This window comes from Kineococcus vitellinus, from assembly GCF_009906315.1.
Taxonomy (GTDB): domain Bacteria; phylum Actinomycetota; class Actinomycetes; order Actinomycetales; family Kineococcaceae; genus Kineococcus; species Kineococcus vitellinus.
The window spans coordinates 1-18,909 of record NZ_JAAALL010000003.1 but is presented as its reverse complement, the minus strand read 5'-3'; the positions used below and the strand labels follow the sequence as shown (position 1 = coordinate 18,909).

At 75.4% G+C, this 18,909-nt stretch carries 19 protein-coding genes, 2 pseudogenes and 1 riboswitch; of the genes and pseudogenes, 7 read left to right on the top strand and 14 right to left on the bottom strand.

From position 1 onward, the window contains the following. Window positions 1–26 precede the first annotated feature (26 nt). The 6 genes and pseudogenes from GTQ99_RS00935 to GTQ99_RS00910 form a co-directional block, all read right to left on the bottom strand. Complete coding sequence (locus GTQ99_RS00935) at window positions 27–704, bottom strand: methionine ABC transporter permease (protein WP_166613871.1); 678 nt, start codon at window positions 702–704, stop codon at window positions 27–29. A 1-nt stretch (window position 705) separates the two neighbouring features. Continuing rightward, window positions 706–1,728: an ATP-binding cassette domain-containing protein gene (locus GTQ99_RS00930; RefSeq protein ID WP_166613870.1), complete on the bottom strand. Its 1,023-nt coding sequence runs from the start codon at window positions 1,726–1,728 to the stop codon at window positions 706–708. Next, window positions 1,725–2,681 carry a MetQ/NlpA family ABC transporter substrate-binding protein gene (locus GTQ99_RS00925; RefSeq protein ID WP_166613869.1) on the bottom strand — a complete coding sequence of 319 codons (957 nt, stop codon included), beginning with the start codon at window positions 2,679–2,681 and terminating at the stop codon, window positions 1,725–1,727. Before GTQ99_RS00925 ends, GTQ99_RS00930 begins: the two co-directional genes overlap by 4 nt. A 118-nt stretch (window positions 2,682–2,799) precedes the next feature. Then, a riboswitch (SAM riboswitch) is annotated at window positions 2,800–2,911 on the bottom strand. A gap of 33 nt (window positions 2,912–2,944) precedes the next feature. Then, window positions 2,945–3,340: a hypothetical protein gene (locus tag GTQ99_RS00920; RefSeq protein ID WP_166613868.1), complete on the bottom strand. Its 396-nt coding sequence runs from the start codon at window positions 3,338–3,340 to the stop codon at window positions 2,945–2,947. 14 nt (window positions 3,341–3,354) lie between these two features. Continuing rightward, window positions 3,355–3,561, bottom strand: a pseudogene (locus GTQ99_RS00915) (DUF1737 domain-containing protein); the annotation flags it as partial. Then, a complete protein-coding gene (locus GTQ99_RS00910) occupies window positions 3,558–4,172 on the bottom strand; it encodes a DUF7711 family protein (RefSeq protein WP_166613866.1) in 615 nt (204 codons plus the stop codon). The gene GTQ99_RS00910 and the pseudogene GTQ99_RS00915, both read right to left, overlap by 4 nt. A gap of 57 nt (window positions 4,173–4,229) precedes the next feature. Between GTQ99_RS00910 and GTQ99_RS00905 the strand changes: the two genes are divergently transcribed. Beyond that, window positions 4,230–4,733, top strand: coding sequence for an OsmC family protein (locus tag GTQ99_RS00905; protein WP_166613865.1), 504 nt, complete (start codon window positions 4,230–4,232; stop codon window positions 4,731–4,733). Window positions 4,734–4,752: 19 nt separating this feature from the next. Here the strand turns inward: GTQ99_RS00905 and GTQ99_RS00900 are convergent, their stop codons facing one another. From GTQ99_RS00900 to add, 3 genes are read right to left on the bottom strand one after another with little or no spacing between them, the layout of a single operon-like run. Next, complete coding sequence (locus GTQ99_RS00900; RefSeq protein WP_166613864.1) at window positions 4,753–6,249, bottom strand: purine-cytosine permease family protein; 1,497 nt, start codon at window positions 6,247–6,249, stop codon at window positions 4,753–4,755. Between the two features lie 32 nt (window positions 6,250–6,281). After that, window positions 6,282–7,676, bottom strand: a complete 1,395-nt coding sequence (locus GTQ99_RS00895; protein ID WP_166613863.1) for an NtaA/DmoA family FMN-dependent monooxygenase — start codon at window positions 7,674–7,676, stop codon at window positions 6,282–6,284. After that, window positions 7,673–8,683: an adenosine deaminase gene (add, locus tag GTQ99_RS00890; RefSeq protein ID WP_166613862.1), complete on the bottom strand. Its 1,011-nt coding sequence runs from the start codon at window positions 8,681–8,683 to the stop codon at window positions 7,673–7,675. The genes GTQ99_RS00895 and add overlap by 4 nt, the downstream gene beginning before the upstream one ends. Before the next feature lie 66 nt (window positions 8,684–8,749). On the opposite strand from add, the gene GTQ99_RS00885 reads away from it, so the two are divergent. Next, window positions 8,750–9,664: a LysR family transcriptional regulator gene (locus GTQ99_RS00885; protein WP_166613861.1), complete on the top strand. Its 915-nt coding sequence runs from the start codon at window positions 8,750–8,752 to the stop codon at window positions 9,662–9,664. A gap of 65 nt (window positions 9,665–9,729) precedes the next feature. Here GTQ99_RS00885 and GTQ99_RS00880 read toward each other — a convergent pair whose 3' ends face one another. Both GTQ99_RS00880 and GTQ99_RS00875 read right to left on the bottom strand, forming a co-directional pair. Further along, the gene (locus GTQ99_RS00880; RefSeq protein WP_166613860.1) at window positions 9,730–10,815 is read right to left on the bottom strand and encodes an aldose epimerase family protein; all 1,086 of its coding nucleotides are present in this window, start codon (window positions 10,813–10,815) and stop codon (window positions 9,730–9,732) included. Between the two features lie 87 nt (window positions 10,816–10,902). Further along, window positions 10,903–11,619: a uracil-DNA glycosylase gene (locus GTQ99_RS00875; RefSeq protein ID WP_166613859.1), complete on the bottom strand. Its 717-nt coding sequence runs from the start codon at window positions 11,617–11,619 to the stop codon at window positions 10,903–10,905. Window positions 11,620–11,820: 201 nt separating this feature from the next. Between GTQ99_RS00875 and GTQ99_RS00870 the strand changes: the two genes are divergently transcribed. Together GTQ99_RS00870 and GTQ99_RS00865 are read left to right on the top strand one after the other, a co-directional pair. After that, window positions 11,821–12,066, top strand: a complete 246-nt coding sequence (locus tag GTQ99_RS00870) for a DUF3263 domain-containing protein (protein WP_420814496.1) — start codon at window positions 11,821–11,823, stop codon at window positions 12,064–12,066. Window positions 12,067–12,470: 404 nt separating this feature from the next. After that, window positions 12,471–12,674, top strand: coding sequence for a cold-shock protein (locus GTQ99_RS00865; protein ID WP_166613857.1), 204 nt, complete (start codon window positions 12,471–12,473; stop codon window positions 12,672–12,674). A gap of 25 nt (window positions 12,675–12,699) precedes the next feature. On the opposite strand, the gene GTQ99_RS00860 is transcribed toward GTQ99_RS00865, so the two are convergent. Continuing rightward, window positions 12,700–13,290, bottom strand: coding sequence for a YceI family protein (locus GTQ99_RS00860; protein WP_338074630.1), 591 nt, complete (start codon window positions 13,288–13,290; stop codon window positions 12,700–12,702). A gap of 357 nt (window positions 13,291–13,647) precedes the next feature. On the opposite strand from GTQ99_RS00860, the gene groL reads away from it, so the two are divergent. From groL to GTQ99_RS00845, 3 genes are all read left to right on the top strand, one after another. Beyond that, window positions 13,648–15,276, top strand: a complete 1,629-nt coding sequence (gene groL / locus GTQ99_RS00855) for a chaperonin GroEL (RefSeq protein ID WP_166613856.1) — start codon at window positions 13,648–13,650, stop codon at window positions 15,274–15,276. Between the two features lie 88 nt (window positions 15,277–15,364). After that, window positions 15,365–16,645, top strand: a complete 1,281-nt coding sequence (locus tag GTQ99_RS00850; protein ID WP_166613855.1) for a D-arabinono-1,4-lactone oxidase — start codon at window positions 15,365–15,367, stop codon at window positions 16,643–16,645. Window positions 16,646–16,688: 43 nt separating this feature from the next. Beyond that, a complete protein-coding gene (locus tag GTQ99_RS00845) occupies window positions 16,689–17,069 on the top strand; it encodes an MmcQ/YjbR family DNA-binding protein (RefSeq protein WP_166613854.1) in 381 nt (126 codons plus the stop codon). 16 nt (window positions 17,070–17,085) lie between these two features. Here the strand turns inward: GTQ99_RS00845 and GTQ99_RS00840 are convergent, their stop codons facing one another. After that, complete coding sequence (locus GTQ99_RS00840) at window positions 17,086–17,694, bottom strand: suppressor of fused domain protein (RefSeq protein ID WP_166613853.1); 609 nt, start codon at window positions 17,692–17,694, stop codon at window positions 17,086–17,088. A gap of 8 nt (window positions 17,695–17,702) precedes the next feature. Continuing rightward, window positions 17,703–18,909 (bottom strand): annotated as a pseudogene (gene cofG / locus GTQ99_RS00835) (7,8-didemethyl-8-hydroxy-5-deazariboflavin synthase CofG); the annotation flags it as partial.

Here is an 18,909-nt window from a genome sequence, read left to right as displayed (position 1 = left end):
CTGAGGGGTGGGGCGGGTTCGCGGGGTCAGCGGCGCAGGACGCCGCGGGCGATGCGGTTGCCGATGAGCTGGCCCACCTGCACGATCACCACGATCGCGGCCACGCTGACGTAGACGATGCCCCAGTCGTAGCGCTGGGAGCCGTAGGTGATGGCGTAGTCGCCCAGCCCGCCGCCGCCGACGAGGCCGGCCTGGGCGGACATGTCGACGATCCCCACGAAGATGAACGTGTAGCCCAGCACCAGCGGGCCCAGGCCCTCGGGCACCACGACCGTGAACAGGATCGCCGTGCGCGAGGCGCCCACCGCGCGGGCGGCCTCCACCACCCCGGGGTCCACGCCCACCAGGCTCTGCTCGACGATGCGCGAGACGGCGAACGCGGCCGCCAGCGAGATCGCGAACGTCACCGCGTTCGTGCCGATCGTCGAGCCGACGACGGCCCGCTGCAGGGGCCCGATCGCGGCCAGGAAGATGATGAAGGGGATCGGGCGCACGAGGTTCACCACGAACCCCAGGACCCCGAACACCAGGCGGTTGCCGAAGAGGTTGCCGGGCCGCGTCGCGTACAGCGCGATCCCCAGCGCGAGGCCGATCAGGCCGGCCGCGACGATCGAGACCAGCGCCATGAACAGCGTCTGCCAGATCGCCGTCAGGAAGACGTCGGTCGTGCCGAGGAACCCGTCGAAGAAACCGTCCTCGCCCATCTCAGACCTCCTCCTCGGCGTGCACGCCGGCGCTGCGCAGCGCCGCCAGCGCCGCGTCCACCCCGGTGCCGCCGAGCTCGTAGGTGAGCGAACCGGTCCGCCGCTCGCGGATCTCCGACACGCCGCCGTAGACGAGTTCCGCGCTCGTGCCGGTGTCCCGGAACGCCGCGTCGATCAGCTGCTGGATCTTCGGCTCGTCGGTGATGCGCACGCTCACCAGCCGCCCGGGGTGGTGGGTGCGCAACCGCGCCAGCGTGCCCGCCGACGGGCGGTCGTGGGTGGCGCTGCGCACGAAGCGCTGCGCCGCAGGGGTCTGCGGGTCGGAGAAGACGTCGTAGACGTCGCCGACCTCGACGACCCGGCCGGCCTCCATGACCGCGACCCGGTCGGCCACCAGCCGCACCGCGTCCATCTCGTGGGTGATGACGACGATGGTCACGCCGAGCTCGGTGTTCACCCGGCGCAGCAGCGAGAGCACCTCGGCCGTGGTGTCCGGGTCCAGCGCGCTCGTCGCCTCGTCCGCCAGCAGCAGCGGGGGGTTGGTGGCCAGCGCGCGGGCGATGCCGACGCGCTGCTTCTGCCCGCCGGACAGCTGCTCGGGGTGGGCGTGCGCGCGGTCGAGCAGGCCGACGAAGTCCAGCAGCTCCGCCGTCCGCGCCTCGCGCTGCGCCTTGGCCACGCCCGCCACCCGCAGCGGGTAGGCGACGTTGCCGGCGACGGTGCGCGAGCGGAACAGGTTGAACTGCTGGAAGATCATGCCGATCCTGGAGCGCGCCTGGCGCAGCTCGCGCTCGGACAGGGCCGTCAGGTCCTGCCCGCCGACGCGGACGGTCCCCGACGTCGGGCGCTCCAGGGCGTTGACCAGCCGCACGAGCGTCGACTTGCCGGCACCGGAGTAGCCGATGACGGCGAGCACCTCGCCCTCGCGGACCTCCAGGCTGACGTCGTCGACCGCCGCGACGGACGTGCCGTCGCGGCGGTCGTAGCGCTTGGAGACGTTCTCCAGCGAGACGAGCGTGCTCACGCGCCCGCAGCCGCCCGGGCGTCGTCCTCGACCTCGGCCAGGTCCGCCTGCAGCTGCGCGGCGTCCGGGGCCTCCACGACCGCGTTCGGGTAGGCCTGCGTGAAGACCTCCTGGACGGCCGGGTCCTGGAACAGCTTCGCGAGCTCCAGGTACGTCTCGTTCCCCGCGTCCTCCTTGCGGGCGGCGAAGATGTTGACGTACGGCGCGGCCGAGGCCTGCGAGGGGTCGTCCTGGGCGATGACGTCGTCCTCGGGCAGGCCGGCGCTGGTGGCGTAGTTCACGTTGACGATGGCCGCGGCCACCGACCCGCTCTGCAGCGCGTTCGCGGTCTGCGAGGCGTCGATGGGTGTCACCTCGACCTTGGAGCTCTCGACGTCCTCGACCGAGGAGAAGGCGTTGCCGCCGCCGGCCAGCGTCAGCAGGCCCGCGGACTGCAGCACCAGCAGGCCGCGGGCCTCGTTGATGGCGTCGTTGGGGATGGCGACCTTGGCGCCCTGCGGCAGCGCGGCCGGGTCGTCGACGGTCGTGGAGTACAGCGGCAGCGGGTAGATCGCGGTCGCGCCGATGGGCTGGATGTCGTCGTCGGCGGTGACGTTGTAGTTCGCCAGGTACTGGATGTGCTGGAACTGGTTGAGGTCGACCTCGCCCTCGGCCAGCGCCGGGTTCGGCAGGCTGTAGTCGGAGAAGTTGACCAGCTCGACGGTCACGCCGAGCTGCGACTGCGCCAGGTCGACGTAGGTCTTCCAGTAGTCCAGCGACTTGTCCGCGACGCCGATCTTCACGGTCTCGCCGCTGCCGCCGTCCGCGGCCGCGGTGGTCGTGGTGTCGTCGCCGCGGGTGGCCAGCACGATCGCCACGACGGCGATGAGCACGACGACGGCGGCGGCGACCGCCGCGATGAGGGGGCCGCGACGCTTCGGCTTGTCGGGCAGGGCGGGAGCGGGGCTGGACAAGGCGTTCTCCGGGTGCTCGACGGCGCAGCGGACTGCGCCGGGGTGGCCTGGCGGTCACCGGTGGCTGGACGCGACGGACGAGGGGTTCAGCGCTCGCCGTGCACGGTCAGCTCCTCGTGGTCCGCACTTGCCGGACGCCATCCGTCCGGCCGGGTCGTCACCTGGGGCACCCCGCCACGGGGGAGGGTTGCCGGACAGCGAGCCAGGGCTTGTCGCTGTCACTCATGACCTGGGAGAAGCTTGAAGCAGCGGGCGCGACCCTGTCAAACCGCGTGCGCGGCGCAGAACGCGAGCACCGCCGCGGTGCGCCGCTCGCGCCCGGCCGGCGGCAGGGGCTGCACCGGCACGTGCTCCGGCGGTGCCGGCAGGCCGAGCTCGGCGGGGTCCACCACGTCGCCCACGAGACCGGCGACCGCGCGCTCCAGCGCGACGGACTGCGCGACCTGCCCGCCGACGCCGAGGCCGACGAGCAGGAAGCCGTCCGGCAGCGCGGCCAGCGCGCGCAGCGCCTGCCGCTGGCGCGCGACCTGCCCGGTGCCGGGGGCGGTGTCCACGACGAGGGCCCGGTGACCGGCCGCCCGCAGCCTGGCGGCGAGCAGCGTGACCTCGGCGTCCACGCCGTGCTGCGGCGGCAGCAGGACGACGGTGCCCGCGCCCACCGCGCCGCTCAGAGCGCGCGCGCGGCGGCGGCGGGCAGCACGACGGCCTGGGCGGCCACGACGGCGCCGTCCACGCTCGTCAGCGCGGGGCTGCCGTGCAGCACGTAGCCCTCGGCCAGGGCCCTGGAGACCTTCTCGCAGAAGGATCGGTCGTCCGGGCCGGTCAGCAGCCGGTACGCCAGCCGCTCGGGGAGGCGCTCGGGGCCGTCGGCGTCGCTCACGGCGCCAACCTACCCCGCGCGTCCAGCAGCTCCAGGTAGCCCAGCGCGGCCTCCGAGAGGGCGTCGGCGCGCGCCAGCGGCGACCCCGGCTCCCACCGGTGGGCGGCGTAGTCGGCGCCGGTGCGCCGCAGCTGCGCCAGCGCGAGCTCCAGCTCGGCCTCCAGCCGGGCGGCGAGCTCGGCCGGGGCGGGAGCGGGCGGGCGCAGCCGCTCGCCGTCCCCGGCGCGCACGGCCGCCAGCACCGCCTCGTCGGTGCCCTGCGCGGCCGACCAGAAGCGCACCGGCCGCCGCACGGCGTGGTTCCAGACGGGCGCCCCGGCCGGGCGCAGCACGAGCTCCACCGGCCGGCGCGCCAGCCCGGAGGCGGCCAGCCACTGGCCGGCGCCGGGGGGCCGGCTGCGCCACGCGCACGCGGCGGGGGGCACGTCGGCCACCAGGGCCACGGCCACCCCGCCCTCGTCGGGCACCTCCTGCGCGCGGGGGCCGAGCAGCGCGCCGTGCACCCAGGCCTCCACCACCCGCAGCGGCACGATCGCGGCCGGCTGCGCGTCCACGTGCGCGCAGCGCTGCGCGACCTCCTCCAGCACGCGCACGGCGGTGGTCCACTTCACGCCGGGGAGTCTGGCGGAGGTTGCGGGGTGCGGCGCGCGGGGGCCTAAGCTCGCCCGGTGGATTCGACCGAGCTCAGGGCGCTGCAGAAGCCGTTGAAGGACGCCTACCGCGAGGACCCGGCGCGCGCGCTGGTCCCGGCCCGCGCCGTGGCGGTGCTCGACGGGCAGTCGATCGGCGTCTCCGTCGACGGCTTCGCCGGCACCACCCGCGCCGGGCTGCACCCGGCCGCCGGTGGCGACGGCACCGAGGCGTGCTCGGCGGACATGCTCTGCGAGGCCGTCGCGGCCTGCGCCGGGGTGACGCTGCGCAGCGTGGCCACGGCCATGGGCGTGGAGCTGCGCAACGCCTCGGTGGCGGTGGACGCCCACTGGGACGCCCGCGGCACCCTCGGCGTGGCGCGCGAGGTGCCGATCGGCATCACCGACGTCACGATCACCTTCGACTTCAGCTCCGACGCCGACGAGGCGACCGAGGCGAAGATGGTCTCGCTGGCCGAGCGCTACTGCGTCATCGCCCAGACGCTGCAGACCCCGCCGAAGGTCACCGTCCAGCGCGCCTGAGCCGCCCGGGCGCGGGGCGTCAGCGGCGGCCCTCCTGCCGCGCGACCGCCCCGCGCCCGCCCAGCAGGACGGCGAGGAAGCCGAGGGCGAAGGCGACGACGACGCCGAGGCCGGCGTAGGCCCAGTTGCCGTCCCAGTAGCCCGCCTCCCCGCCGGCCGGCGGGACCCAGCTCGCCAGGCCCAGCGGCTCGAACAGGTAGCCCTGCCAGGTCAGCCAGTCGGCGCCGGAGTTCGACACCAGGCCCCAGCCGACCGCCGTCGCCACCACCATGGCCGCGACCGGCAGCGCCCGCACCGAGCCGTAGCGCCCGCGCGGGTCGAGCAGCTCCTGCTCGGCGTAGTCGCCCCTGCGCAGCGACAGGTCGGCCAGGAAGATCCCGGCCCAGGCCGCGATCGGCACGCCCAGGGTGATGAGGAACCCCTGGAAGGGGGTGAGGAAGTCCGCGGAGAAGAAGGCGATGTAGACCGCGCCGGCGACCATGAGGGCGCCGTCGACGAGGACGGCCACCGGGCGCGGCACCCGCAGGCCGACGTTGAGCAGCGCCAGCCCCGAGGAGTAGATGTCCATGACCGCGCCGCCGACGAGGCCGAGGACGGCGACGACGACGAACGGGACGAGGAACCACGTCGGCAGGATGTCGGTGAGCGCCCCCACCGGGTCGGCGGCGATCCGCCCGCTGAGGTCCTGCGAGGAGCCCGCGATCAGCGCGCCGAAGACGAGCAGGACGCCCGGCCCCAGCGAGCAGCCCAGCGTCGTCCAGAGCACGACCCCGCGGCTGGAGGCCTCCCGCGGCAGGTAGCGGGAGTAGTCGGCCGCCGCGTTGGCCCAGCCCAGCCCGAACCCCGTCATCACCAGCACCAGGGCGCCCACGACCGCGGCCGCGTCCCCGGCCGGCACCGCGCGCACCGCGGCCAGGTCGATCGAGCCGGCGGCGAAGGCGATGTAGAGCACCGTGAGGACCGCGGTGACGACGGTGATCCAGCGCTGCATGCGCATGATGACCCTGAAGCCCAGCGTGCCGCCCAGGACGATGAGCGCCACGACGACGACGAGCGCGACGAGCTTGGTGCCCGTCCCGCCGCCCGCGCCGAGGCGGTCCAGGACGGTCGCGGTCGCCAGGACCGCGACCGCGGCCAGCGACGTCTCCCAGCCCAGCGTCAGCAGCCACGACACCAGCGAGGGCAGCCGGTTGCCGTTCACCCCGAACGCCGCGCGCGAGAGCGTCATCGTCGGCGCGGACCCCCGCTTGCCGGCGGTGGCGACGAGCCCGACGACCAGGTAGGACAGCACGACGCCGGCCACCGAGACGGCGGTGGCCTGCCAGAAGGAGATGCCGAACCCCAGGACGAACGAGCCGTAGCTGACGGCGAGCACCGAGACGTTCGCGGCGAACCACGGCCAGAACAGGTCGCGCGGCCTGCCGTGGCGCTCCTCGGCCGCGACGGAGTTGATGCCGTTGAGCTCCACGTCGACGCCGCCGACGCGGGTCTGCGGCGCGGGCGGTACCTGGCTCATCGGGGCTCCTCGCTGTCGTGGCCGTGCGGGGTTCAGCGGTCCCGCGCGCGGCGGTGCCGGGCCGCGGGGTGGTCGTCCGGCAGCTTCGCACGACCCTCCCCGAACAGGACCTCGCGCAGCGTGCGACCCGCCGCCGCCGCGTCCGCGGGCGGGCGCAGGCCGCGCCGGCGCAGCTGCGGGACGACGTGCTCGCAGAACTCCTCGTAGGAGCCGGGCACGACGAAGGGGGTGTAGTTGAACCCGTCGACGCCGGTCTCCTCCAGCAGCTGCTCCATCTCGTCGACGACCTGCTCGGCGGTGCCGGTCAGGATGAACTCGCGCATGCCGTGGCGCAGGAAGTCCGCGCGCGCGGTGGCCACCGCCTGCCCGCGGTAGCGCTCCACCTGGGTGCGCCCGCCCTCGGTGCGCACGGCGTCGAAGGCGGCGTCGGCCTCCAGCGCCGCCAGGTCGACGCCGGTCATCGAGGCGAAGTAGGCGCGGGCGGCGTCCGGGACGACCCACGACAGGTACTCCTCCAGCCGCGCCCGCGCGTGCTCGCGGTCGCGGCCCAGCACCACCGACAGCCCCACCAGCGTCCGCAGCGAGCCGGGTGCGCGCCCGTGCCGGGCCGCCCGCGCGTGCAGGTCCCGCACCTGCTCGCGCAGGCCCGCCGCGTCGCGGCCCTGCACGAAGACCACCTCGGCGTGGGTGGCGGCGAACTCGCGGCCGCGCTCGCTGGCGCCGGCCTGGAAGAGCACCGGCGTGCGCTGCGGCGAGGGCTCGACCTTGAAGTAGCCGTGGCTGGAGAACCGCCGGCCCTCGTGGTGCACCTCGTGCACGCGCGCGGGGTCGGCGTAGCGGCGGGCGGCCTTGTCGGCCAGCACCGCGCCGTCCTCCCAGCCGCCCTCCAGCAGCGCGTAGCTCAGCTGCAGGTGCTCGTCGGCGACCGCGTAGCGCTCGTCGTGCGCGGGCAGCGGCGGGGTGCCGTGCAGCGCGGCGACCACCGGCGAGGAGGTCGTCACCACGTTCCAGCCGATGCGCCCGCCGGTGAGGTGGTCCAGCGTCGCGAACCGGCGGGCGTTGGGGTACGGCGCCTCGAAGGTCGTGGAGGCGGTCACCGCGAACCCCAGCCGGCGGGTGACGGCCGCCATCGCCGGCACCAGCAGCAGCGGGTCGTTGGTCGGCATCTCCACGGCCTGCTCGAACGCCACGTCGGGGACGGCGCCGCCCAGGACGGGGTAGCCGGGGGAGTCGGCCAGGAAGAGCAGGTCGAAGCCCCCGTCCTCCAGCAGCCGGGCCAGCCGCAGCCAGTGCGCGAGGTCGGTGTAGCGCACCGACTGCTGCTGCGGGTGCGCCCACAGGCCCTGGCTGGTGAGGTTCGGCGCGTTGATCTCGAAGGCGCTCAGCAGCACCGGCCGCCGCGCCCCCGCGTCCGTCCCCGCGCTCACCGCGGCCGCTCCAGCCAGCTCGCCAGCCCCGCCGCCAGCCGCTGCCGGGTGGCCGGGCTCATGCCCGCCACCCGCAGCCCGTGCCCGGCCAGGGCGGCCAGCTCGGTGTCCGGCAGGCCCCACACCTCCCGGGCGATCGCGTACTGCGCGCTCACCCCCCGCCCGAACCACAGCTGGTCGTCGGCGTTGAGGGTGACGCCCACGCCGGCGGCGTGCAGCAGCGGCGCGGGGTGCGCGGCGAGGTCGGGCACCACGCCCAGCGCCACGTTGGAGACGGGGGCGACGTCGCAGAGCACGCCCTCCTCGGCCAGGCGCCGCACGAGGCCGGCGTCCTCCACCGAGCGCACCCCGTGCGAGATGCGGGTGGCCCCCAGCACGTCCAGCGCCTCGGCGACGCACTCCCAGCCGCCGGTCTGGCCCGCGTGCGCCACGACCGGCAGCCCCGCCGCGCGGGCCGTGGCCGCCGCGGCGGCGAAGCGGTGCAGGCCGGAGGGCTCCTCGAAGCCCGCGGTGCCGAACGCGGTGACCCCGCGCCCGGCGTGCTCGGCGGCGAGCGCGGCCAGCTCGGCGGCGATCGGCTCGTCGGTGTCGGTGTTGACCGTCACCAGCGCCCCCACCTCGACGCCGAACTCGCCGCCCGCGGCGCCCAGGGCCTCGAGCACGACGCGGGTGACCTCCCGCAGGCCGCCCAGCCGGGGGGCGTACAGCTGCGGCTCCACCGCCGGCTCGAAGTAGACGACGCCCTCGGCGGCCTCCTGCTCGACGAGCGCGCGGCACAGCCCGGCGAGGTCGTCGAGGGAGCCCACGAGCGCCGGCACCCGCCCGTAGGCCTCGAAGAACTCCCACACGTCGCCCCAGCCCTCGCCGCGGGAGGCCGGGCCGCCGCGCACGGGCAGGTCGACCTCGACGCCGCGGCGGCGGGCCAGGGCCAGCACGGCCTCGCGCGGGTAGGAACCGTCGAGGTGCGCGTGCACGTGCACCTTGGGCAGCTCGAGCAGTGGACGCACCCCTGGGAACGTAGTGAAGATCGCCCCCCGTGTCGCAGAAGGACGGGTTCTGCGACCATCCGGGACGTGGATGGGCGTTCCGCGGCGCGTGCCGGCGGCGAGCTGGACGTGCGCTCGCTGCGATACCTGCTGGCCGTCGCGCGCGAGCGCGGCTTCACGGCGGCCGCCGTCTCCCTGCAGGTCTCCCAGCCCGCGCTGAGCCAGGCCATCGCGCGCCTGGAGCAGCTCGTGGGCGGGCGCCTGGTCGTGCGCGACGCGCGCGGGGTGGCCCGCGAGGGGCCCGCGCTGACCCCGGCGGGGCAGTCGCTGGCCGCCGACGCGGCCCGCGTGGTCGAGCAGCTGGACCGGGCCCTGGTGCGCGCGCGCCGGCTGGCCACCGAGGTCGGGCGCCAGCGGGTGACCGTCGGGATCGGCACCTCCACCCCGCGGTGGGTCTCCACCCGCCTGGTGAAGGCCTCGCAGGACTCCCCGGACCTCGACGTCGTGCTGCGGCACGTGCCGTGGGGGCGCGAGCTGGCCAGCCTGGGCGACGGCACCGTCGACGTCGTCTTCCGCCACGCCGCGCGCGGGGAGGAGCTCGACCCGCGGCTGCGCGTCGCCGAGGTCGCCGACGCGCCGCGGGTGGCGGTGTTCGCCGCCCACCACCCGCTCGCCGGGCGCGCCGGCATCGGCATCGGCGAGCTCGACGAGGAGCCGATCCTCGACGCGGGCAGCGACCGGGAGACCTGGCTGGTGCAGCCCCGCCCCTCCGGTGCGCTGCCGGTGGTCGTCGGCCCGCCGGCGCAGACGGTGGAGGAGATGCTGGCCGTCGTCGCCTCCGGGCGGGCGATGGCCATCACCTCCGAGGCCGTGGCGGCCGCCCACCGCTCCGCCGACCTGGCGTTCGTGCCCCTGGTGGACCTGGAACCGCTGCGCCTGCTGCTGCTGGCCCTGGCCGACGACGAGCGGCCCGCCGTCGCGGACCTGCTCGCCGCCTTCTGAGCGCCCCGCCGGCCGGGGCGCTCGGGCCGGGGCGCTCAAGGGTGGGCGCTCCGCCCGGGGACGCCTCAGGCGGGGGAGAAGGTGAACACGGTCGTGGAGGCGAACTCCTCGCCCGGGCGCAGCACGGAGGAGCCGAGGGCGGCGAACTCCGCCGAGCGCGCGGCCTGGTTCACCGCGTCCGGCAGCAGCTGGGTCTCCAGGCAGACCGCGTCGCCCTGGCGCACCTGGCGGCCCTCGGGGGTGCGCCAGGAGCCGTCGAGGAAGTTGCCGGAGTACAGCTGCAGCCCCGGCAGGTCGGTCTCCACGTCCAGCCGGCGCCCGGTGCGCGGGGCCGTCGCGGTCAGCACCCGGCGCAGCGCACCGGGCTCGTCGAGCACGAGGCAGTGGTCGTAGCCGCCGGCCAGCCGCAGCTGCTCGTGGCCCTCGCGCAGCCGCTCGCCCAGGCGGACGGGGGTGCCGAAGTCGAACGGGGTGCCCGCCACCGGGGCCAGCTCGCCGGTGGGCACGAGGTCGGCGTCCACCGGCAGGTAGCGCGAGGCGCGCAGCTGCACGACGTGGTCCTCGACGGTGCCGCCGCCGTCGAGGTTGAGGTAGGCGTGGTTGGTGAGGTTGACCGGCGTCGGCGCGCTCGTGCCCGCCCGGTAGTCCAGGCGCAGCGCGACGCGGCCGTCGGCCTCCGAGAGCGCGTAGGTCACCGAGGCCCGCAGCTCGCCGGGGAAGCCCATGTCGCCGTCGGGGCTGAGCAGCGACAGCCGCAGCGCGGGCCCGTCGGGACCGGCGACCTCCTCGGCGCTCCAGACGCGCTGGTCGAAGCCCTCGGCGCCGCCGTGCAGGGCGTTGGGGCCGTCGTTGCGCGGCACCGCGTGCTCGGTGCCGTCGAGGGTGAAGCGCCCGCCGGCGATGCGGTTGGCGACGCGGCCCACGACGGCGCCGGGGTAGCCCTCGGCGGCCTCGTAGGCGGCCACGTCGCCCAGGCCGACGACGACGTCGCCCAGCCGGCCGCCGGCGTCGGGCACCCGGACCTGCTGCAGCGTCGCGCCGCGCGTGAGCACCGCGGCGCTCGCCCCCGAGGGCAGCCGCAGCTCCCAGCGCTCGACGGGCTCCCCGCGGCGGGTGCGGCCGAAGGCGGTGCTGTGCAGCGTCGCAGTCATGCGCGGCATCGTGCCGCACCCGCCCGCGCCGCCGGGCCCCGGCTTCCCCCGGCCACCTCCCCGGCTCGGCCGCGGCTCACCCCAGGCTCACCCCAGGCGCCAGTCGACCCCCTCGCCGCCGGCCGCGCGCAGCAGCTCGTCGACGCGGCTGAAGGGGCGGGAGCCGAAGAAGCCGCGCGAGGCCGACAGCGGGCTGGGGTGCACGCCCGCCACGACGGGCACGTCGCCGAGCAGCGGGGTCACCGTCTGCGCGTCCTTGCCCCACAGCAGCGCCACCAGCGGGCCGCCGCGCGCGGCCAGCGCGCGCACCGCTGCGTCGGTGACGGCCTCCCAGCCGGTGCGCCGGTGCGAGCCGGGCGCCCCCGGGCGCACGGTGAGGACCCGGTTGAGCAGCAGCACCCCCGCCCGGCTCCAGGCGGACAGGTCCCCGTGCGCCGGCGGCTCGACGCCGGTGTCGGCGCGCAGCTCCTTGTAGACGTTGACCAGGCTGCGCGGCAGCGGGCGCACGTGCGGCTCGACGGCGAAGCTGAGCCCGATCGGGTGGCCGGGCGTGGGGTAGGGGTCCTGCCCCAGGAGCAGCACGCGCACCTGCTCGAAGGGCTGGCGGAAGGCGCGCAGCACGTGCCCGGGGGCGGGCAGCCAGGGCCCGGGCTCGGCCGCCAGCCGCGCCGAGAGCTGCTCCAGCTGCGGGCGCACGCCCGCCAGCGCGCGCGCCCAGCCGGGGTCGAGCTCGTCCAGGCCGAGGCCGGCGGGGTCGGCGGGGGTGGCCGGGAAGCTCGCGGAGGAGGCGCTCGTGTCGGGCACGGTGCGACGCTACCGGGGGTGCGCGGAGGCGGCCCGGCGGTCGCGGACGCGCCCGCGGGGGTGAATGACACCGGTGTCGTCCGTACCTAGACTCGCCGCGGTCACCAGCACGGCGGGCGGTGGAAGGGGTTGGACGTGGAGCGGTCGCAGGCATCGGCGCGCACGGGGCAGGAGCACGAGCAGGAGGCGCGCAGCGGCGGTCTGGGCCGCCGCGACGCGGAGATCCTCGCCTTCGAGCGGCAGTGGTGGAAGTACGCCGGCGCCAAGGAGCAGGCGGTCCGCGAGCTGTTCGACCTCTCGCCCACGCGCTACTACCAGCTGCTCAACGCCCTGATCGACACCCCGGCCGCGCTCGCCCACGACCCGATGCTCGTCAAGCGGCTGCGCCGCATGCGCTCCAGCCGCCAGCGCGCCCGCTCGGCGCGGCGCCTGGGCGTGCAGCCCTGAGCCGCGGCGCCGCACCGCGCCAGCTGGCCGTCCGCCGCGGCGCCCACCGCACCCGCCGCGGCCCGGCGGGGGTGCTGCTGGTCGTGCTGGCCTGGCTGCTGCTGGCCTGCGCGGTGGTCGCCGGGCTGGTGCTCGCGGTGCGCCGGGTGGCCGGCCCGTTGCTGGACGTCGTCGGCGGGGTGTGAGCCCCGTGACCGGTTCGTGAAGACGGAGATCGTCGAACCTTGTCCCACCGGCCCCTCGCCCCACTAACCTGAGCAGCGGTCGATCAGTTCGATGAGCACGTCCTCTCGGGGAGCGCACGTCGGGCGTCGCCCACGGCCTCACCGCCGCGGGCAGCGTGAGACCCGCGTCCGGCGAGGGCCGGGGGCGTCTTCCGCTCGCTGCAGCACCAGGAGAGAGCAATGGCCCAGGGCACCGTGAAGTGGTTCAACTCCGAGAAGGGCTACGGCTTCATCACCGTCGACGACGGTGGCGCCGACGTGTTCGTCCACTACTCCGCGATCGTCGCGGACGGCTACCGCTCCCTCGAGGAGGGCCAGCGGGTCGAGTTCGAGGTCGGGCAGGGGCAGAAGGGCCCCCAGGCCGAGAGCGTCCGCGCCGTCTGAGACCGCCGGCCGCCGCCCCCGCGGCTCAGCCCCGCGGGGCCGGCGTCGCCGAGACCTCGAACTCCAGCGGCACCGTCTCGGAGACGAGCACGCCCCCGGTCTCCAGGGCCGCGTTCCACACCACCCCGTAGTCGGTGCGCTTGATCGTCGTCGCCCCCTCGAAGCCGAGGCGGGTGGTGCCGAAGGGGTCCTTCGCCGCCCCCGTGTGCTCGAAGTCCACCGCCACGGCGCGGGTCGTGCCCTTGATGGTGAGGTCGCCGTCGACGCGGTAGGTGCGCGGGCCCACCTGCTGCACGCCGCGCGAGGAGAACGTGGTGCGGGGGTGCCGCGGGGCGTCGAAGAAGTCGTTGGTGCGCAGGTGCGCGTCCCGGCCCGGGTCGCGGGTGTCGATGCTGGCGACCTCGATGCTCAGCTCCACCCAGGAGGCGCCCGGGTCGGCGAAGTCCAGGTGCGCGCGGCCGGTGAAGTCGTTGAACTGCCCGCGCACGCGGGTGACCATCGCGTGCCGGGTGACGAAGCCGATGCGGCTGTGGGTCGGGTCGAGCACGTAGTCGCCGGACAGCTCCTCGGTGCGCCGCGTCCGCAGGGCCTGGATGCGCAGGGGCAGGGTCTCCACGTGGGGCTCCTCGTGACGTCGGGTGCAGGATCGGTCGCTGTCCGTTGCAAGAGTGCACTGGTGGAGCGTTCAACGGCACCCGGTGCCACCCGGGTGGAGCACCGGCCCGCCCGTCCGGGCACCCCGCCGCGGCGACGAGGGGGGGTTTGCACTCGGGAGGGGAGAGTGCCAACATTGGCGTTGGCACTCTCGAGTCGGGAGTGACAGCACCAGCAGCACCTCGACCCGGGAGCGAAAGCTCCCGGCCGACCCGGTGAGGCCGGTGGCGCAGGGGGACGTGACCCCGGGGCCGCCGTCCGTCCGTCGCGGGCACCGAGCCGGCCGTCCACCGCCCGCCTTCTGGGAGGAACACCAGGCATGAGCAAGATCATCGCCTTCGACGAAGAGGCCCGCCGCGGTCTCGAGCGCGGGATGAACCAGCTCGCCGACGCTGTCAAGGTGACGCTCGGCCCCAAGGGCCGCAACGTCGTCCTGGAGAAGAAGTGGGGCGCGCCCACCATCACCAACGACGGTGTGAGCATCGCCAAGGAGATCGAGCTCGAGGACCCGTACGAGAAGATCGGGGCCGAGCTCGTCAAGGAAGTCGCCAAGAAGACCGACGACGTGGCCGGCGACGGCACCACGACCGCGACGGTCCTCGCCCAGGCGCTCGTGCGCGAGGGCCTGCGCAACGTGGCCGCGGGTGCGAACCCGATGGGCCTCAAGCGCGGCATCGAGAAGGCCGTCGAGGCCGTGACCGAGCAGCTGCTCGGCGCCGCCAAGGAGGTCACCACCAAGGAGCAGATCGCGGCCACCGCCGGGATCTCCGCCGGTGACGCCTCCATCGGCGAGCTCATCGCCGAGGCGCTCGACAAGGTCGGCAAGGAAGGCGTCATCACCGTCGAGGAGAGCAACACCTTCGGCCTCGAGCTCGAGCTCACCGAGGGCATGCGCTTCGACAAGGGCTACATCTCGCCCTACTTCGTCACCGACGCGGAGCGCCAGGAGACCGAGCTCGAGGACCCCTACGTCCTCATCCTCAACTCCAAGATCTCCACGGTGAAGGACCTGCTCCCGCTGCTGGAGAAGGTCATGCAGTCGGGCAAGCCGCTCGTCATCGTGGCCGAGGACGTCGAGGGCGAGGCCCTCGCGACCCTGGTCGTCAACAAGATCCGCGGCACCTTCAAGTCCGTCGCCGTCAAGGCCCCGGGCTTCGGCGACCGCCGCAAGGCCATGCTCGGCGACATCGCCATCCTCACCGGTGGCCAGGTCATCTCCGAGGAGGTCGGCCTCAAGCTCGACACCGCGGACCTCGACCTGCTGGGCCGCGCCCGCAAGGTCGTCGTCACCAAGGACGAGACCACGATCGTCGAGGGTGCCGGCGACGCCGACGCCATCGCCGGCCGCGTGTCCCAGATCCGCGCCGAGATCGAGCGCAGCGACTCCGACTACGACCGCGAGAAGCTGCAGGAGCGCCTCGCCAAGCTCGCCGGCGGCGTGGCCGTCATCAAGGCGGGCGCGGCCACCGAGGTCGAGCTCAAGGAGCGCAAGCACCGCATCGAGGACGCCGTCCGCAACGCGAAGGCCGCCGTCGAGGAGGGCATCGTCGCCGGTGGTGGCGTGGCCCTCATCCAGGCCGGCACCGCGGCGTTCGAGAAGCTGGACCTCGTCGGTGACGAGGCCACGGGCGCGAACATCGTCAAGGTCGCCGTCGAGGCCCCGCTGAAGCAGATCGCCATCAACGCCGGCCTCGAGGGCGGCGTCGTGGCGGAGAAGGTCCGCAACCTGCCCACCGGTCACGGCCTCAACGCCGCCACCGGCGAGTACGTGGACCTGCTCGACGCGGGCATCAACGACCCGGTCAAGGTGACGCGCTCCGCGCTGCAGAACGCCGCCTCCATCGCGGCGCTGTTCCTGACCACCGAGGCCGTCATCGCCGACAAGCCGGAGAAGGCCGCTGCGGCCCCGGCCGGTGGCGACGGCGGCATGGGCGGCATGGACTTCTGATCCGCTGAGCCCAGCACCACCCAGCACCACCCGCGAGGGCGGTCCTCCCATCGGGGGGCCGCCCTCGCGGCGTGTGTACGGTGCGCCGGTGAGCACCTCGACGACGCCGTCCACCGCCGCACCGGGCGCCAACTGGGCGCGCAACTACCGCTACAGCGCGGGGACGCTGCACCTGCCGGGCACCGTCGAGGAGCTGCAGCACCTGGTGGCCGCCACCCCCCGGCTGCGCGCGCTGGGCACCCGGCACTGCTTCAACGACGTGGCCGACTCCCCGGGCGACCTCGTCGACCTGCAGCGGCTGCCCACCGAGGTCGAGGTGGACGCCGGCGCCCGCACCGTCCGCGTCAGCGCCGCCACCAGCTACGGCGTGCTCGCCGAGCACCTGCACCGCGCCGGCTGGGCGCTGGAGGCGATGGCCTCGCTGCCGCACATCAGCGTCGCCGGCGGGGTGGCCACCGGCACCCACGGCTCCGGCGACCGCACGCGCACCCTGTCCGCCGCCGTGCGGGCCCTGGAGCTCGTCGGCGCCGACGGCGAGCGCCGCCGCGTCGAGCGCGGCGAGGACGGGTTCGCCGGCAGCGTCGTCGCCCTCGGCCTGCTCGGGATCGTCACCCACCTGGAGCTGGACGTCGTGCCGACCTACCAGGTGCGCCAGGACGTCTACTCGGGGTTGTCCTTCGCGGCGCTGCTGGAGCACTTCGACGAGATCACCTCCGCCGCGCACAGCGTCAGCGTCTACACCGACTGGGTCGGCGACGACACCCGGCAGGTGTGGCTGAAGACCCGCACCGACGAGCGCCCCGACGCCCCCGAGGAGCTGTTCGGCGCCACCCGGGCGAGCGAGCCGCTGCACCCGCTGCCGGAGGTGGACGTGCGCAACGCCACCGAGCAGCTGGGCGTGCCGGGCCCCTGGCACGAGCGGCTGCCGCACTTCCGCGCCAGCTACGCCCCCAGCAACGGCGTGGAGCTGCAGGCGGAGTACCTGGTGCCCCGCGAGCACGCCCTCGCGAGCACCGCCGCGCTGCGCGAGCTCGGGCCGTCCATCGCGCCGCTGCTGCACATGTGCGAGATCCGCACCGTCGCCGCCGACGACCTGTGGCTGTCGGGCGCCTCCGGGCGCGACAGCGTCGCCTTCCACTTCACCTTCAAGCAGGAGCAGCTGGAGGTCATCGCGGCGCTGGCCGAGATCGAGGCCGCGCTCGCCGGCGCCGCCGCCCGCCCGCACTGGGGCAAGCTGTCCACCGCCGACGCCGACCGCCTGGCGCGGCTGTACCCGCGCTGGGACGACTTCCGGGCCCTCGTGGCCCGCCACGACCCGCAGCGCGTGTTCGCCAACGCGTTCACCGACCGGCTGGGCCTCACCGGCTGAGCGAGGGGCTGTGCCGGTCGGCGCCGGCGGGTAGCGTCGCGGCGTGGACCTCGACGACGTGGCACGCCTGGCGGGCGCCCTGCCCGAGGTCACCGAGGCCGTGCGGCGCGGCGGGCGGGCCTGGTCGGTGCGCGGCAGGGCCTTCGCCTGGGAGCGGCCGTTCACGGGAGCGGACCTGCGGCGCTTCGCCGCGGAGGAACCCCCGCGCGAGCCGCCGTCGGGGCCGTTGCTCGGCGTCGCCGTCGACGACCTCGGCGAGAAGGAGGCCGTGCTCGCGGCCGGGGAGCCCGGGGTGTTCACGATCCCGCACTTCGACGGGTACGCCGCGCTGCTGGTCCAGCTGGACGTCGTCCCGGAGGACGTCCTGCGCGCCCGGCTGGAGGACGCCTGGGCGGCGAAGGCGCCGCGCGGGCTCGGCGGCTGACCCGGCCGGAGCGGCCTCAGAGCACGCTCGCCCGGTGCACGTCGGTGAAGGCGACCTCGGCGGCCACGAACCGGTCCTCCAGCGCGTCCAGTCCGTGCTCGCGCAGGAAGAGGCGTTCCGCCTCGTGGACCGGCACGGCGTGCAGCCAGTGCACGTCCGTGCCGCCCTGCAGCTTGTCCGCCTCCAGGTGGTAGCGCGACAGGCGCGGGAAGGTGCCCGCCCCGGTGAGCAGCAGGTGCGGTGCGCTGCCGCCGAGCAGGTCGGCGACGATGCCCGGGAAGACGGTGCCGGGGCTCAGCGGCCACGGCTCGCCGACGGCCGCGAACGCCGAGGCCACGAGCAGCCCGGTCACCAGCCGCTCCTCGACGTCCTCCAGGACGGTGACCAGCTCAACGCGCACGTCGGTGCCGCCCACGAGGTTCGGGTAGCGGTGCAGCGACAGGGTCGTCGCGGTGGTGAACCCCGCCGCCGGCGCCTGCGGGCAGGTCATCACGTCCAGCGAGAGCGTCTCGTCGCGGTTGAGGAGCTCCTGGACCTCCGTGCGCGCGTCGGGGGCCAGCTGCTCGGCGGCGAAGCGGGCCATCCGCACCTCGGCGTCGGTGGGCGGTGGCGGCTGCGCGCTCACGCGGCGGCCCGCCCGAGCGGGCGGGCGGACTCCAGCGCCAGCCCGGTGGCGGGGTCGGCCAGCGCGGCCACGGCCGCGTGCAGCCCGGCGTCGATCCAGCGCTCGCTGCCGCTCAGCGCGTCGAGCACGAAGCGGGGGTGGGCGGTGAGGCGCTCGGCCAGGCGGAAGCCCGCCGCGGCCGTCGTGGCGGCCAGGTCGTCCAGCTGCGGCCAGGGCCGCTCGGGGTTGACGTGGTCCGGCGTCAGCGGCGAGACCCCGCCCCAGTCGTCGACGCCGGCGGCCAGCAGCTGCTCGCGCTGGCCGGGGTCGGACAGGTTCGGCGGCGCCTGCAGCGAGACGCCCGCGCCCAGCAGCAGGCGCGAGACGGCGATCGTCGCCAGGTACTCCTCGTGCTCCAGGTCGTCGGCGCCGCGCATCGCGGTGTCGTCCTTGGCGCGGAAGTTCTGCACGATGACCTCCTGGACGCCGTCGAACTCCGCGGCGACGTCCCGGAGGGCCAGGATCGACTCGACCCGCTCGGCGGGGCTCTCCCCGATGCCCACGAGGATCCCGCTGGTGAACGGCACGCGGGCGCGGCCGGCGTCGCGCAGCACCCGCAGCCGCAGCGCCGGGTCCTTGTCGGGGGAGCCGTAGTGCACCCCGCCCGGCTCGCTCCACAGCCTGCTCGCGGTCGTCTCCAGCATCATGCCCATCGAGGGGGCCAGCGGCCGGGACGCCCGCAGGGCCTCCAGCGTCATCACGCCGGGGTTCAGGTGCGGCAGCAGCCCGGTCTCGTCGAGCACCCGGCGCGCCAGGTGCTGCACGTAGGCCAGGGTGGACTCGAAGCCCCGCGCCGCCAGCCACGCGCGAGCCGCCGGCCAGCGGTCCTCGGGGGCGTCGCCGAGGGTGAACAGCGCCTCCTTGCAGCCCATCGCCGCGCCCTCGCGCGCGATCGCCAGGACGTCCTCCTCGGACAGGTACAGCACCGGCAGCCGGCCCGGCACGGTGGCGAAGGTGCAGTAGTGGCAGCGGTCCCGGCACAGCCGGGTCACCGGGACGAACACCTTGCGCGAGTAGGTGACCGTGCCGGCCCGGCCGGCCAGCTCCATCGCGGCGTCGCGCACCGGGCGCGCCAGCGCGCACAGCCGCCGCAGGTCCTGCCCGCGCGCGTGCAGCAGCACCTCGGCGCTGCCCGCGTCGAGCGGTCCGGCGGCGGCGGCCGCCAGCGCCCCGCGC

Excerpts from the sequence above, each read along its gene's own strand:
- GTQ99_RS00865 (WP_166613857.1), top strand. The coding sequence starts at position 12,471 with ATGGCCCAGGGCACCGTGAAGTGGTTCAACTCCGAGAAGGGCTACGGC.
- groL (WP_166613856.1), top strand. The coding sequence starts at position 13,648 with ATGAGCAAGATCATCGCCTTCGACGAAGAGGCCCGCCGCGGTCTCGAG.
- GTQ99_RS00880 (WP_166613860.1), bottom strand. The coding sequence starts at position 10,815 with ATGACTGCGACGCTGCACAGCACCGCCTTCGGCCGCACCCGCCGCGGG.
- GTQ99_RS00935 (WP_166613871.1), bottom strand. The coding sequence starts at position 704 with ATGGGCGAGGACGGTTTCTTCGACGGGTTCCTCGGCACGACCGACGTC.
- GTQ99_RS00900 (WP_166613864.1), bottom strand. The coding sequence starts at position 6,249 with ATGAGCCAGGTACCGCCCGCGCCGCAGACCCGCGTCGGCGGCGTCGAC.